Source organism: Moorena sp. SIO3I8 (genome assembly GCF_010692325.1).
Lineage (GTDB): Bacteria > Cyanobacteriota > Cyanobacteriia > Cyanobacteriales > Coleofasciculaceae > Moorena.
In genome coordinates this window covers 1-15,229 of record NZ_JAAHHW010000149.1, presented here as the reverse complement: position 1 = coordinate 15,229, position 15,229 = coordinate 1, and the positions used below count along the sequence as shown (strand labels likewise).

The 15,229-nt window shown below is 43.4% G+C and carries 11 protein-coding genes; 5 read left to right on the top strand and 6 right to left on the bottom strand.

Features of this window, described 5'->3' with window-relative positions:
- Positions 1-155 precede the first annotated feature (155 nt).
- The gene (locus F6K51_RS31960; protein ID WP_293028351.1) at positions 156-782 is read left to right on the top strand and encodes a cysteine dioxygenase family protein; all 627 of its coding nucleotides are present in this window, start codon (positions 156-158) and stop codon (positions 780-782) included.
- 546 nt (positions 783-1,328) lie between these two features.
- On the opposite strand, the gene F6K51_RS31955 is transcribed toward F6K51_RS31960, so the two are convergent.
- From F6K51_RS31955 to F6K51_RS31945, 3 genes are all read right to left on the bottom strand, one after another.
- Positions 1,329-2,183 carry a Dam family site-specific DNA-(adenine-N6)-methyltransferase gene (locus F6K51_RS31955; RefSeq protein ID WP_293028357.1) on the bottom strand — a complete coding sequence of 285 codons (855 nt, stop codon included), beginning with the start codon at positions 2,181-2,183 and terminating at the stop codon, positions 1,329-1,331.
- Between the two features lie 102 nt (positions 2,184-2,285).
- Entirely contained in the window at positions 2,286-4,040 is a 1,755-nt protein-coding gene (ltrA, locus tag F6K51_RS31950; protein ID WP_293028348.1) for a group II intron reverse transcriptase/maturase, read from the bottom strand.
- A gap of 1,108 nt (positions 4,041-5,148) precedes the next feature.
- The gene (locus tag F6K51_RS31945) at positions 5,149-5,784 is read right to left on the bottom strand and encodes a hypothetical protein (RefSeq protein ID WP_365940429.1); all 636 of its coding nucleotides are present in this window, start codon (positions 5,782-5,784) and stop codon (positions 5,149-5,151) included.
- A 148-nt stretch (positions 5,785-5,932) separates the two neighbouring features.
- Here F6K51_RS31945 and F6K51_RS31940 point away from each other — a divergent pair, with 148 nt between their 5' ends.
- Positions 5,933-6,070 (top strand): hypothetical protein, encoded by a 138-nt coding sequence (locus tag F6K51_RS31940; protein ID WP_293028345.1) that lies wholly within the window; start codon positions 5,933-5,935, stop codon positions 6,068-6,070.
- Here the strand turns inward: F6K51_RS31940 and F6K51_RS31935 are convergent.
- Complete coding sequence (locus tag F6K51_RS31935) at positions 6,048-9,584, bottom strand: AAA-like domain-containing protein (protein WP_293028342.1); 3,537 nt, start codon at positions 9,582-9,584, stop codon at positions 6,048-6,050. The genes F6K51_RS31940 and F6K51_RS31935 overlap by 23 nt on opposite strands.
- A 22-nt stretch (positions 9,585-9,606) precedes the next feature.
- Positions 9,607-10,944, bottom strand: coding sequence for an AAA-like domain-containing protein (locus F6K51_RS31930; protein WP_293028339.1), 1,338 nt, complete (start codon positions 10,942-10,944; stop codon positions 9,607-9,609).
- A 986-nt stretch (positions 10,945-11,930) separates the two neighbouring features.
- Between F6K51_RS31930 and F6K51_RS31925 the strand changes: the two genes are divergently transcribed.
- The 3 genes from F6K51_RS31925 to F6K51_RS31915 all read left to right on the top strand — a co-directional run bounded on the left by F6K51_RS31925 (position 11,931) and on the right by F6K51_RS31915 (position 15,027).
- Positions 11,931-13,370, top strand: a complete 1,440-nt coding sequence (locus F6K51_RS31925) for a bifunctional diguanylate cyclase/phosphodiesterase (protein ID WP_293028336.1) — start codon at positions 11,931-11,933, stop codon at positions 13,368-13,370.
- Positions 13,371-13,568: 198 nt separating this feature from the next.
- Positions 13,569-13,757 (top strand): hypothetical protein, encoded by a 189-nt coding sequence (locus F6K51_RS31920; RefSeq protein ID WP_293028333.1) that lies wholly within the window; start codon positions 13,569-13,571, stop codon positions 13,755-13,757.
- Positions 13,744-15,027, top strand: a complete 1,284-nt coding sequence (locus tag F6K51_RS31915) for a cytosine deaminase (RefSeq protein ID WP_293028330.1) — start codon at positions 13,744-13,746, stop codon at positions 15,025-15,027. Before F6K51_RS31920 ends, F6K51_RS31915 begins: the two co-directional genes overlap by 14 nt.
- On the opposite strand, the gene F6K51_RS31910 is transcribed toward F6K51_RS31915, so the two are convergent.
- On the bottom strand, positions 15,003-15,229 hold a 227-nt coding region (locus F6K51_RS31910; protein ID WP_293028327.1), incomplete at its 5' end, for a hypothetical protein. The two genes, F6K51_RS31915 and F6K51_RS31910, sit on opposite strands and share 25 nt — an antisense overlap.

The window sequence follows — 15,229 nt, the reverse complement described above, 5'->3', positions numbered from 1 at the left end:
GACGAGGGTCTTCGAGCTCTGCAAAGGCTTCTATAATTGCGATTTGAGACACAAGAGTAGATGGATTAGACTAAATTTGCGCTCAATTATACCATATCTTGTTTATATTTAGAATGAAATAGCCCTGGGTACCGACAATTGCTCGTGAGTGCATTTTGGATGCACGCATCTCACCGGAAGACTTGATGGGATGGGCTGACTTTGATCATCCCATCACCGACAGCTACGGTCGAAAGCTAATTTACCACGGCGGTTCCTTTGAAATTATGGTATTGTCTTGGGCTCCAGGAGACTACACCACGATTCATGACCACGGCGCAAGCCAATGGGGAGCAGTACAGTGTTTTGGCGAGGCGGAAGACTACATGTATACCTTAACAGATGGAGTGCTGCAAACCCAGAAGCGGCTGGAGTTTAGCTCAGCACAGGTAAAGGCGGTAGCTGACAATATGATTCACCAGATGGGCAACCCCGGACAATCCGCCTTTTTGAGCCTTCATGTATACGGAGGCGAAAACCCTAACAGCTCCATCACTAGCAACACACGAATTTTTGACCTGTTTGAAGGCAGCATTCAACGAACGGATGGAGCAGGGTTCTTCTGCTTGCCAGAGGCAGAAATTAAAGAGCGGCACTATGGCTTACAAGCAGACGCTAACACTACTCTCAGACACCACGAAAAGATGCGCGATCGCATCTGTCGAATCCTTGCAGTACAGGACAATCCTCTACTTCGCTCAAAATTAGCTGTGTTAGACAAGCAAATGTCACAGCTCAAGTAAACTAAAGATAATTGGTAATTGCTAATTGGTAATTGCTAATAGACTTCTCCACAAATTGTAAAGCCAGTCTATCACTAGGTTTGAGATGGGGTACATCTCACTTTTTAAATTAGGGAACAATTATAATAAAACTCCACCGCCCGGGTTCCAAACTTTCCTTCTTTTTTAAAAATATGAGATGCACCCTTTGATATTTTTGGGATGATTCACAAATCCGTTCACTTTAAACGCAATAATCAGGGTAATCGCCTCTACTTTGGTATAAGTTGTACTTGACAAACAACCGCGTGTCTAATGATGATAGAGTTTATATATGATTAAATTCATCATAAGTATTTTTAATAAAAAACGTAAGCTGTTTGGCCTTTAAATTGGATATTATTCAGTTATAATAAAAAACGTAAAATCCTATTACCCTGATCTGATTTTTACCTCCTACCCTGCTATCATAAGCATGCAATTAAAGCGATAATAATTAATTTTTAGCATTGTTACCTATTGTCTACTACCTGCTCCCAAATCCCGACTCCAGACTTCAACAATCAGTCAATAGTTAGTAACAATAATTTCCCTAATTTCTCCTCTGCTATTTCCTTTTGAATTTATTCTACGAGATGCCAATATTCGCTCAATAGTAAACCCTTGATATAACTCATCAAAAAACAAATCATTAACATAGTTAGTTGGATCGGAATTGCTGAGCATTTGATTGGCTCCTGCTTGATCAGCTTTCACAAACACATCCCGTAAACGACGCTGCTCATTATCATCAAATTCCAGGGAATGATAGGAATTGAAATTGGAGGTTTTGCTGATAGGACGATAGGGAGGATCATAGTAAATAAAGGTGCTATGATCAGCATATTCCAGAACTTGACTAAAGTCCCTTTGTTCTATTTCAGCAATTTGGAATAGCTTGGAGACAGCTCGCAGATTATTGGCATTCAGAATTTTAGGATTTTTGTATCGTCCCACTGGCACATTAAATTCTCCTTTGCTATTGACCCGATACAGACCGTTAAAGCAGGTTTTATTCAGAAAAACGGTTATGGCAGCCCGCTTGATCCAATTGCGAGCGTAAGAGTTAGCATCTATTTGTTTATTAAAAGTGTTATATTGGTTACGATATTCGTAGTATAATGCTTTCCGACGTTGATCATCTTTGGGCAGGTATGTATTACTAAGCTTTAACAGTTCTGTAATCAGGGATTCAACATCCTGTTGGATAACTTTATAAAGGATAATCAGCTCAGGATTGGTATCGAATAGATAAGCTTTATGGATATCGAAACTGTTGACAATATCGAAAAAAACTGCACCTCCTCCCACGAAGGGCTCGATATAAGTCGTCAGAGTTCCTTTTCGTAGCTTTGGTGAGTATCTCTCTCGAAGTTGTGGCAGAAGCTGAGTTTATTAGAGTCGAACTAGGGGTTCCCCCCTAGAACTCTCCTCCAGAACCGGACATGACTGTTCCCAATCATCCGGCTCCTCCTGGCAACATTGTTATTGCTCTCCAAAGTGGGGATATATTGTTCTCTGTTCCCGAGTTTTGGTATGGTGACAGTGAGCATGGACTAGCTGTTTGTTGTCTAGCTTATTACTACCGCCTGCTCTTTGGGGGATGATGTGGTCTACTTCAAAAATATCATCGGCCTTAAACCTTTGATTGCACAGACCGCATCTTCCCTTCTGCTTTTTCAGCAGTTTGTTTACTGTGGGTTTTACCCCATGGTATTTGGCAAGCCTTTCAGCCCAATATAGCCAGTCTCCGTCATATATGGATTTGTGACCTATTAGTCTAACTACCCTTTTTATTTTGGTGTCTTTATGTTTCACCAAGGTAGCTGTTCCATCAGGGGTTTTGAATGTCCATCCTTCCCCTTTGTCTATCCACCAATAGTTGGACATGGCTTCTTTGGCTCCAATGTTTGGAGACCTATATTTAGCCCATCTTTCTAGTTTGTGGAATAGCTTATAGTCAGTTTGTCCAAATATTCTGGAGCTAACCACTGAGTTGTATTGGTTTGCCCATCCAGTTATTTTAGCGTTTAGGTCTCCTATTAATGTGGCTTGGTCAGAGTTTCTGTGCTTTCTGATAGTTATTTTCAGGTCATCCATATGCCTATTTATGGATTCCTTACTGGGTTTGATTAGTGTTTTATACCCTAATTTCTTACCCGTCCTATCCTTCCGGCTATTAACCTCATTGACCTCATATTGTCGGATGTTGAACCCAAGGTAGTCAAAACCTGTCAAAGTCCCTTCCTTTCCTAGGGTGTGTGCTATTGAGGTTTTAGATTCCTTTAAGTTCAGTCCAATTTCTTTTAGCCATTCTTGAATTGCCTCTTTGGCTTCCAGTACAACCTCTTTACTTTGGTGCAGGATAATGAAATCATCTGCATATCTGTGGACTATGGGAGTTCTTAGAGTTCTCCCACTGGGTAGGTTGTACTTTTTTCCTAACGCTTTAGTGATATACCTTAGGGGAAATTCCTCTTTCATTAATTGGGTGATACCGTGCAATGCGATATTTGCCAATAATGGCGAGATTACTCCTCCTTGAGGTGTACCTGCTGGTGTGTTGATGAACCCATCTTTTCCAACGGCTCCTGCTTTCAACCAAGCCTTTAACTGTCTTCGCATTTGTGGATATGTATCCACTTTGTCCAACAGTTTTTGATGGTCTATACGGTCAAAGCACTTTTCTAGATCAGCATCTAGGACGTAATAATCCTGTTTGTTGATATCTGAGTATATGGCCGCTATTGCGTCCTTTGTGCTTCTCCCAGGTCTGAATCCGTAAGAATTTGTCTCAAATTTGGCTTCCCACTCTGGTTCTAGAGCTATTTTGGCTAATGCCTGTTTCGCTCTGTCTTCCATATTTGGGATTCCTAGAGGTCTTTTTTCCTTCTTTCCGGGTTTAGGAATCATTATCCTTCTTACAGGATTGGCCTTACCGTCCAACTCTAGGTATCTGGCAAGCGCTAACCTTTCAGATGGGTCAAGACTCTTCTTCCCATCAATTCCGGCGGTTCTTTTACCTCTGTTATCTTGAGTTACTTTCCTTATGGCTAGCAGTTTCGCTGATTTTGATTTGGCAAGTAGTTTTTGTAGCTTTCTAACTTTGGCTTTGTCCCCATTTTGGGAGGCTTTGTAGATACGCTTTTGCAGCTTGAACACTGCTCTCTCAATGGTTTTCCAGTTGAGAGAGTTCCAGTTATTCGATTCCACCATCACGGGTTCGTGTGTATTGGACATAACTGCTACTCGTGTTCTACTCTTGTTGTCTCAGGGATATCTGTCAGCATATCCCTGGGCTTTCCCCAGGGCATTGGCTTCTGATATCGTCTCGTCAAGATAACCCTTGCGGTTGAATACCTACCTTTTTTACAGGAGCAATTATCTTGATTACCTCGTTCCGTGTGTCCATTGTCTGACCGGGTTGGATACTGGCTATACACCGAGAGACTGTCTGTTAGACGGGGGATGTCTGAACCAGCGCGGAAAGACTTGTTCACCCATGGTCTCTAATTCGATATGGGACATGAGTCATCTTGTCCTGAATCTTGGGCTGACGATGCGTCAATCACCAGTTCGTTGTCTTATCCTTTCGGTCTCCCTTGCGGTTTGGCTCATGGATGACTTAGAATTGACACCGCTTTTATTCCTTGCACTCGACCCGTTGATATTCAGTCTCGGAGCCTAGGAATATGGAGTAACCTGACATCTAGGTTGTAGGATTTGAACCTACATGTAACACACAGTTAAATAGCTATTGCTATTCGAGCTATCCCCCCACTGGCGTGGGTTTCAGCTCAACGAGTCGCACTTCCACCTGCCCATTTCAGCACAGGAGATGCTAACGGTCTTTCTTTTTTTATGGGATGCTGTATTAGCGAAAATGGGTCAGATTCTGTTAAAATAGCCACGTTTGTCATCAGTAAAATTCCATACCAGCAATATTGTATAGCATTTTGATTTGAGATGTAAACCTAGGATTAAGATAACAAGTAAACAGGGGACAGGGAACAGGGAACAGTAGTCAAAATATTCCATTTTTTTTTAATGCTAAATAAGCATTGGTTTTTATAATATATTTATCAAGGCTATATATCCATTGTATATTATTGTTGCACCATAACATATAAAATATCTATATAACTGTATAAAAAACAAAAAAATATTTAAAATAATTGATTATTGATAGTTAAAAATATCTTACTTTATATCAAATCCGGATAATTTTATATACTTACAATATCCAGACAAAATCTTTCTCCCCCTACTCCCTACTCCCTACTCCCTACTCCCTACTCCCTACTCCCTACTCCCTACTCCCTACTCCCTACTCCCTACTCCCTATGCCCTATTCCCTGCCCGCATCTCTATCACCAAGAACAGCTACCAAAATTCGGAACAATTCTTCTAAATCAGCTGGAACACGGTAAAGATTCAGGTCTTGAGTAACTTGTTTATGCTCTCGGTGCAAAAGCCCAAATTGCCAGATATCCCCTGTAGAAACAGCACCCTGTAAAATCAATTGGTCACCGTCACTCCATAGATCGAGGGCAATTAATTCTACAGCAAGTTGGGTAAAGCCTCTTTGGAGATTAGCATTTTTGGCTTCTATGACCAGCAGTTTACTATCGGTATAAAGATAATAGTCTAGATAACCTTTTAAGTATTCTGTAACAGTGAGGGGATATTCGATTCTTAGCTGGGCTTGAGTATAGTGGATTAAATCAAGTAAAATAGGAGCGATTAGTAATTCCCGTCGAGCTGCTTCACTGGTTAAACTAACATAGGGTAAGCTTTCTTCAATTCTGGATTTGAGACTATAAAGTCGGTCTATTTTTGTCGTAGACTGTTCTAAATTCAAAGAGCTTCGTTTCAAAATATAGCCAAATTCAGCCAGAATGTCTTCTGGCTCAACCACCATTTCAAAATAACTTCTAAACGTATAAGATTTACCAGGTTGGAGGATGGGAATTTTGTTCATCATTAAAATAGGGAGTGGGGAGATGGGGAGATGGGGAGATGGGGAGATGGGGAGATGGGGAGATGGGGAGATTTTTATTAAGGATAATTATCCTGAAATGATATAAGTTTAATTATTTAGATAAGTTATAATTATAGCGTTTATCATAGCTATGAGGTACACAATATTTTTCACCTCTTGCCTCTTGCCTCTTGCATGCATGCCTTTTGCCTCTTACCTGCTCCCTGCTCCCTGCTCCCGACTCCCTACTCCCGACTCCCTACTCCCTACTCCCTTTTCAATTCCTTAATCCGATCACAAAGAGTGCGATCGCTTTTTTCTAGCTCAGCATTTGTTATCAAATAATCCTGGACCCAATCACAACTATAGGTTAGGACTTGATCAAGATCCAGGACTTGATCCACATTCCACAAAATTATCTTACTATCAGCACTAGCAGAGGCTAGAATTTCCCCATCTTGGCTGAAGGCAATTCCCTCCACCTCATCTTGATGTGCTGTGAGGGTAGTCAGCAAGGTACCATCCCGCTGCCAAAGTTTCACCGTCTTCTCAGCACTGGCAGAAGCGATCATTGTGCCATCGGGGCTGAAGGTCACTCCCGTAATCCGGTCACTGTGTCCTGTCAGGGTATGTAGCAGTTTTGGTTTTGTCAGATACCAGTCTTCACTGTCTCCTTTCCAGACTTTCACTGTCTTATCCTCACTACCGGAAGCAATCCGCTTACCATCAGGGCTAATTGCCACTGTTTTCACCTCATCCTCATGACCTGTGAGAGTATACAGACTATCGCTCCAGCATTCCGGTAGTAAATTGCTGTTCTTACTCGGTTTTGCTTCCTCTGTACAGGTACTATCTATCTTCCACAGTTTAATGGTTTCATCTTCAGAGGCTGAAGCAATTATCTTACCATTGGGACTAAACGCTACTCCCTCCACCTCATTGGTATGACCTTTTAGGGTGCTTAGCAACGTACCATCCCGCTGCCACAGTTTAATGGTTTTATCTTCAGAGGCTGAAGCAATTATCTGACCATCGGGACTGAACGCTACTCCCTCAACCCCAGCGGAATGGTTGTTCAAAGTACCTAGCAAGGTGCCATCTTGATCCGAGAGTTTCACTCTCTTGTCACTACTTGCGGAAGCAATAATGTCACCATCGGGACTAAATGCTACTCCCCTAACTATAGCGCTATTATTAATCAGAGTCGATTGCAAGGTGCCGTCTGGTTGCCAGAGTTTGACAGTGTTGTCGCTACTTGCGCAAGCAATCAGCTTACCATCGGGGCTGAATGCCACTGCCCTAACCCCACTGCAATGACCAGTAAGGGTTGTGTACAAGGTACTGTTCTGTTTCCAAAGCTTAATCGTACTGTCCTCACTAGCCGAAGCAATTATCTCACCATCAGGGCTGAATGCTACTCCCTGTACCTCATCCCGATGACCTTCTAAGATAGTGAGCAACCTGCCCTCTTTTGTCCAGAGTTTAATGGTATTATCCTCACTAGCCGAGGCAATTAGCTTACCATCGGGACTAAAAGCAACTGCATAAACTTCGTCCCTATGTCCTGTTAAGGTTTTAAGGAAGCTACCCTCTTTTCTCCAGAGTTTGACAGTATTGTCTTCAGAGGCAGAAGCTATGATCTCACCATCGGGGCTAAACGCTACTCCTTCAACTCCACTCTCATGGCCTGTTAAGGTTCTAAGCAACCTACCCTTTTTTGTCCAGAGTTTTACAGTATTGTCTTCAGAAGCAGAAGCAATAATCTCACCATCGGGGCTAAACGCTATTCCTTCAACTCCTGCACTATGCCCTGTCAGGAGTTTGTGTAACTTGCCCTCTATGGTCAAAAGTTTGACAGTGTTGTCTTCACTAGCGGAGGCGATTAGCTTACCATCCGGGCTGAAGGCTACTGCTTCAAACCCAGCACTATAGTTAGTGAAGGTGTTTAGCAAGATGCCCTCTGTTGTCCAAATTTTGACAGTGTTGTCGGCACTAGCCGAGGCAATCATCTCACCATCTGGGCTAAATGCCACTCCCTTAACTTGGGAGCCATGACCTTCTAGGGTGTTTACCAGCTTGCCGTCCCGCTGCCAAATTTTGACAGTGTTGTCACCGCTAGCCGAGGCAATCATCTCACCATCTGGGCTAAAAACCAGGTCGTAAACCGCACCCCGATGTCCTGACAAGCGATTGTACTCCTTAATCTCATACATGATTCGCCAGAGCATTTTCTCAACTTGAGTCTGGGTATCTGCCTTTGCTCCAGCTAACTGTTGCAGTTTGTTCCAAGCCTTGATGGCGTAGATCAAGGCATCCAACTTGTGATTGGAGGCATAGAAGACTTCAGAGGATTTAGCGATCGCATTAATTTCGTTAATGACAGCTTTTTCGTACTCCAGGAAAGCCATCAGTCTTAAACTAGCCGACACTATAAATCCTGTGCTCACTGTAGCCAGCAGCAGCTTTTGCAGTCGGGAAATTTCCTTTTCTTTGGTCAATTGTATTGCCACCGCTTTAGTTCGTGCGGCTTCAGCCCGTTGAGCCTCCCGTTTATCCAAAGCTTGGCTAGCCGATAAGAACTGATAATCTTGGTCACTCAGGCTACGGGAATCTGCCCAAGCTAAAGCATCGAGTAAGGCTTGACCTCGCAATAGTCTCGATTCATCTTGACAATCACTATTGAACCAATCTCTTAGACTTGTGCCATAGGGACGAAGATTTGATAGTTGCTTGCTGACCCAATCACAGTTGAAAACAGCCGCATAAATGGGGTTGCGAACCTTAACCTTGCCCTGACTCTTGACCACTAATCCCGACAGTAGCAATTCCATTTGTTCCCAACTGTCATCTGCTGCTACTGCCCCCTGTTGCAGAATTTGCTGATAAAGTCCTAATAACCGCCCAGCCCGTTGCTCATTGCTGAGAATGCGATCGCGTATGGTCCTGAGATGCTCTGGTTTATCTTGGACTTCCCAGTTGTTAATAATCCGCCTATCCACAAGGGACTCAAGAGATGTGGGATTGACAGTACCATTCTCTGTATCCTCTAGAATCAGCTGACATAGCTTTTGGGTCAGTAAAGGTTGTCCTCCCGTAAACGCTAAGATTTCCCTAAGTAAGGCTTTAGGATTGCTAACCCTTCCGCTCAATCCTAGCCCTAGAGTTTCGGATTCTTCCAGAGTAAATCCACATAACTCAATCCCCCTTCCGATATTAAACGGAGTCCGTTGCTTATCTACAATCAAATCCGAGGGAGTGGCTACCCCTAACAAAACAAAACTGAGGCGTTGGTAGGCTTGGTTTTCTGTGCGCTTGTTGTAGCAAGCTCGGATTAGGGCAAAAAAATCTTCAATCGGGAACGATAAACCCAGAATGCTATCGATTTCATCAATAAAGATTACCAAATTTCCCTCAACCTCTGCCAGTAGCACCTCCTCAATAAAATCACTAAGACGCTTCACTGGGGATAGATAAGAGTGTGAACGCCACCAAGCTCGTAAATTGACCTGGAGGTTGAAGCTGCTCACCAGACAGCGTACCACACTAGCATACCACTGGTCTGCTGTCAAATCTTGGGTACCAATTTCCGTCAAATCAACGATTCCACAGTGGATGCCTATTCTTTGTAATCGGTGAGTAGTTTGCACCCTCAAAGAAGACTTACCCATTTGCCTGGAGGTAAGGACATAACAAAACTCCCCCGCTATCAGAGCCTTATACAAATCCTGATCTGCTCTACGGCGCACATAGCAGAGGGTATCAGGGGGTAAACTTCCGCCAACTTGATAGTTGTGCTTTTTCATGATTTACAGGCATCAATGGGTTTTACCCCAAGTGAGTACTAAAGTACTGACGATACAAATCACAACTAGGCACAGCCCCCTGTTTGTGGAGCTGTACTAATCCTAAACTTTGCAACTTAAAGGCTAGCTTTTGCTCTAATTCCACTGGCTGGGATGACATAACCACTTTTCGATAGGCTACTACCAGTTGTGGATATTGTTGTAGATTCCACCATTGTCGTCGAAGGTCATCATGATAAATTCCCGATTCAGTTGCTGCTGAATTCAATAACTCCTCAAAGGTAACGTCACCGCGCCTAAGATGATATAATGCTACTCTTAAAAGACAAGGATTTCCTCCTACTTTAGCCATAATTAATGATATGTGATCGAAGCTGGAATCATCACTACCCCAATCGATTCCGTGGCGACGGGCTAATTCTTGCACTTGGGCCTTAGTAAACTCTGGCAATTCAATAGATAATCCCACATTAAAGGGGGATTGGTGGATATGTAACGTAATATAAATATCAGTAGAATGTATAATAACTAAGCGCAATTTTTGCCAAATTGTGCTACCGGTTACACCGTATTTGGCTTTCTCATACCAAGCTCGCAACAAACCCAAAAAATCCGTGGCAATGGCAGGGTAATTAAACAACAGGTTGACCTCATCTAAGGCCAATACCACCGGTGTATCTATTTCTTTTAATAGATACTTCTCGAAGTAATCTGTGGTATTTCCACTGCTGCCAAAGATATCATCCCAATAATCAGTCAGTCGATTCGGTAATTCTAGGCTACGAGTGACTGTGGCACAGAACCATTGTAAAAATCGCTCTAAATCGGTGAACACATTGGCATCGGCTTGCTGCAAGCTCAGAGCAACTGTGCGGAAGCCAGATGCTCTAGCGTGATCAAGAATCCTCACCATCAGCGAGGTTTTACCCATCTGTCTAGGGGCTTTAATTCGGATTAATGCCCCTGGCTGCAACACTGTTTCGTAACATAAAGAGTCATTGGGGGGACGCTCGATATACAATGAGGAATTCAGAGGCACCACACCTCTAGGTAATTCCATCTCTGTAGGTAATTCCAGCTCGACCTCTGGCAACTGCTCAAGCTCGACCTCTCGTAATCGGTCCCTAAGAACAGAACGAATGTTATTTTTTGTGATCTTCTCTCCAAAAACCTCTGAGAGGATATGCCACAACCGGGAGCCAACCACCCGAATGTAATCGGCGTCGTAACCGGACCCCTCAGCAATCTCTTGATAAGTTTGTCCTGACCAACATTGGCGGAGCACCAGTTCTTGAACTGCGTTTAAGCGTTCGGGTTTGATGACCGTATCCACTATCGCCAATGCTTCTTCAAAACTCATTACTTTTTATTATGTAATCAATTAGAATTATTTATTACTTTTTCTCACAGACAAAGCCAAATTGCCGATTTACCTTAAGGATAGGGATCGCAAATCGTCCTTTAGGGTTAACGCCAAGTCAGCGATCGCTTATTGATCGCTGGCTACCTACTTCAAGGGGGATCAGCTTCCCTAGTCAACCAGGCTTACGCAATTAAGCCATCTAAAAACTACCTATACGGGTTAAAGGGTTAGTAAACAGCTAGAAAAAATGTCACAGAGTCTACCAAAAACTCTTATTATTTGTTAGACTTAAATTAGGGTAACACCGACAGGGATTATTATGTAACTTAAATTAAAGCCGAAAACCAAGGGTTTAATAGTTGCGCTCTCGACCTACGGTGGAACCACTTTTTTGACATTTCTATGGCGCTCGCGGGATATTCCGTCAGAGCTTTGGGAGATACCCCCTGGATGTGAAAGCATCTTGCATTGGCGGGCCAAAGTCTATCTTGGTAGACTTTGGTAGCTAAAAAGTATCGGTAACAGTTAAAACTACCTCGTAATTGTGGGCATCCAACAATAGGGCATGGGATTTACCCCTACTCCATGCTCTATTTTGTTATACCTGGTTAACTAATGGTTAACTAAGATGTTCCATAACTGATCCATGGTAGTAGTCCACGGTGGCTAGCGTTGTATTGAAGTTTGGTTTTCGAGAGTTGACCGTTGCTTGTTTATCGTCCACATTCAGTCCACATTCAACAGTCCCACCTCTGATTTAAACGGTATAACCGCAACTTAGGATGATGCCAAACAGCGTTATTGATTTGCTGAGTCAAACCATCAGGAAGGATGTTCATCGTTAACAACCATTAACACAATTGAGCTTAAAGAATATGGCAAAACGTTTACTATACCACAGCTTTTGCCTTTCGGGTTTCCTTTTTGGCTCAATTATCAATGAGTAACTCAATTGGGCTAATTCAGGGTGATAGAGAAAGTAGGTGTTCGCTAGAATTAACAATGATCAGCCAGATCAGCAACCTGTAGAAAGGTTTCAGGATTCTGCCTTTAATGACCTCCTGATTCCCTGGCTTAACCCAGATAGTTTTAGGAGACGGTTGAGGCAAGTAATCCAGAGGTCAAAGTGGTATAAGGGTTATCGATTCGCCGTCTTATTGGTGGCTTTGGAACGTTTCAAAGTCATTCAGTTTAGTATGGGACGGCAAGTGGGATCAAAATTGCTAAAGGCTTTTGATTCTCGCTTGACTTATACCCTGAATTCTACCGTTAACTATACCGTTAACTATACCGTTAACTATACAGTGGCGCGGTGGTCAGAAGATGAATTAGCGGTCTTGCTCCAAGACATTAACGATGTCAGTGAAGCTACCTTGGTAGCAGAACAGATTTGCGCTAGCCTGCGATCGCCTTTTTCGATTGATGACCATGAGATCTTTATGAGTGCCAATATTGGAATTGCTAGCAATGACAGGGATGATTACCAACCCTCTGCTCTTCTTGACAACGCCAGTCTAGCTCTTTATCGAGCCAAAATGGAAAGTAACACTGGCTATCAGCTATTTACCCCTGCCATGCGCACCCGGAGTGCAGAGCGGTTGCAGTTAGAAGATAGTTTACGCTTGGGTATTAAGCGCCAAGAATTGCGGCTTTATTACCAGCCGATTGTGTCTCTTGAAACCCATAAGCTGGCTGGCTTTGAGGCACTGGTGCGCTGGGAGCATCCCGAACGGGGACTGCTGTTGCCAGCAGAATTTATTCCGGTGGCAGAAGAAACAAAGCTGATTGTGCCACTGGGTTGGTGGGTACTACGGGAGGCTTGCCAACAAATGTGGCAGTGGCAACAACAGTTTGCCCAATATCGAGATTTAACCATCAGCGTTAACGTCTCTAGCTTACAATTATCCCAACCAGATCTAATCAGTAAAATCGACACAATTTTGTGGGATTCTGGTCTCGATGCCAAGAGTTTGAAACTGGAGATCACAGAAAGTGTACTGCTGGAAACCACTGCAGTGGTTCTGTTGGAGAAACTCAAACAGCGAGAGATTCAGTTGTGCATTGATGATTTTGGGACTGGCTATTCTGCCTTGAGTTACTTGCCAAATTTACCCATTGATATATTGAAAATTGACCGCTCTTTTGTCAAAGGCATGAGTGATGATCACAAACATGGGGAAATATTGCGGTGGATGGTAAAGTTGGCAAACGACCTTGGTATACATGTAGTAGCAGAGGGAGTAGAAACTGAAAAGCAATGGGGACAGCTTTGTGATTGGCGTTGTCAATATGGACAGGGGTATTGGTTTTCTAAACCTTTAAATGCCGAAGCTACTGAAGCCTGGTTAGAGGCTCTAAGTGTGGGAAGATGGGAAGATGGGGAGATGGGGAGATGGGGAGATGGGGAGATGGGGAATCGGTAAGTTAGAAGTTAGAAGTTAGAATTTAGAATTTAGAATTTAGAATTTAGAATTTAGAATTTAGAATTTAGAATTGGGAATCGGGAATCGGGAACTTCGGATCAAGGAAGATTAGAACAGCAGAGGATTTCTTGGTGTGATCAGAAATCAGGATTGGGTTTGATGATCGACTGCGCGTTTATGATACTGTTTATGATACTTATGAGGTACATTCAATTTTTCCATAGGCCACTCCCGACTCCCGACTCCCGACTCCCGACTCCCGACTCCCGACTCCCTAATGATTCCCAAAGCCGAACGATACTGGCTCAAAAATGCCTACGTACCATGTTGCCTACTGGAAAACAGCAACATTTACCATCGCAACGAGCAGGGTTTGTGCTTAGTTGATATTGAAATTAATCAGGGAGCCATTGCTGCGATAGTGCCAAAGGCGATTGTTCCCAAAGGGCAGCAAAAGGCTAAACTCGAAAAGAGCCGCTACGGGAACGCAAACAGTGTTGAAGCTAGTACAGATACCAGTAACATACCTAGTTACATCCCCAGTATAAATCTCAAGCAAGGACAAGTATGGCCCTGTTTTCTAGATATACACACCCATCTGGATAAAGGTCATATTTGGGAACGGTCTCCCAATCCTGATGGTACCTTTAATAGTGCCTGTCTGACCGGAGATGCTGATGCCGAAACCTATTGGCAAGGGGAAGATTTATATCGGCGCATGGAATTTGGACTCAAATGTAGCTATGCTCATGGCACTAAAGCTATCCGCACCCACATTGACTGGGTTGGAGAACAAAGTGCGATTAGCCTAGGCGTTTTCCAAACCCTCCAGAAAGAATGGCTTGACAGAATTACCCTACAAGCAGTGTCTCTAGTTACTCTAGATTACTATCAAACTCCCGCCGCTGCCATTACCTTAGCCGACACAATTGCTGAAATCGGAGGCATACTTGGGGCAGTAGCCTATAGCAACCAAGACCTGGATGCTCAACTCGATACGGTCTTCTCCCTAGCTAAGGAGAGAAACCTCAACCTAGATTTCCATGCTGATGAAAATGGTAATCCCGATTCCCATTGCTTACGACAGATTGCCAAAGCTGCTATTCGTCATCAGTTTACCGGAAAAATTCTTTGTGGTCACTGTTGTAGTTTGGCAGTGCAACCCTTAGAGGAGGTTGCGGAAACTCTCAAGTTGGTCAAAGCAGCAGGAATTGCTATTGTTAGCTTACCCATGTGCAATCTTTATCTACAGGATCGACAGGCTAACTGTACACCGTCCTGGCGGGGAGTCACCAGGGTCCATGAAATTAAACAACAGGGTATTCCGGTAACATTAGCTAGTGATAATTGTCGAGACCCCTTTTATGGATTTGGGGACCATGATGTATTAGAAGTCTTTACCCAAGCGGTACGGATTGCCCATTTAGATATGCCCATCGGTGATTGGCCCTGTGCCGTAACCAAGACAGCGGCTGATTTAATGGGTTTACCCGAGATGGGTAGGATTGGGGTGGGACTCCCGGCAGATTTGATTTTGTTTAAAGGACGCCATTTCAGTGAACTTTTGTCCCGTCCCCAACATGACCGAATTATCTTGCACCAGGGTAAGCCAATTGATACTACGTTGCCGGATTATGCTGAGTTGGATGAGTTATAGGGTAGGGAGCAGGGAGCAGGGAGCAGGGAGCAGGCAATAGGCAATAGGCATGCTAGCAATAGTAATAGAATGTAGTGGCGTGGCAAGCTTAAAATAGTGTAATAGACAGAAAACAAACTGGATAATATGGGAAGAGGTCGTCGGGTAATGGTTTTTCTAACTTCAGACCAGAGAGAAAAACTGGAAGGAATTAGTCGTAATG

Coding starts and splice junctions, on each gene's coding strand:
- ltrA (WP_293028348.1), bottom strand. CDS start 4,040: ATGTCCAATACACACGAACCCGTGATGGTGGAATCGAATAACTGGAAC.
- F6K51_RS31945 (WP_365940429.1), bottom strand. CDS start 5,784: ATGATGAACAAAATTCCCATCCTCCAACCTGGTAAATCTTATACGTTT.
- F6K51_RS31940 (WP_293028345.1), top strand. CDS start 5,933: ATGAGGTACACAATATTTTTCACCTCTTGCCTCTTGCCTCTTGCATGC.
- F6K51_RS31935 (WP_293028342.1), bottom strand. CDS start 9,584: ATGAAAAAGCACAACTATCAAGTTGGCGGAAGTTTACCCCCTGATACC.
- F6K51_RS31930 (WP_293028339.1), bottom strand. CDS start 10,944: ATGAGTTTTGAAGAAGCATTGGCGATAGTGGATACGGTCATCAAACCC.
- F6K51_RS31920 (WP_293028333.1), top strand. CDS start 13,569: ATGAGGTACATTCAATTTTTCCATAGGCCACTCCCGACTCCCGACTCC.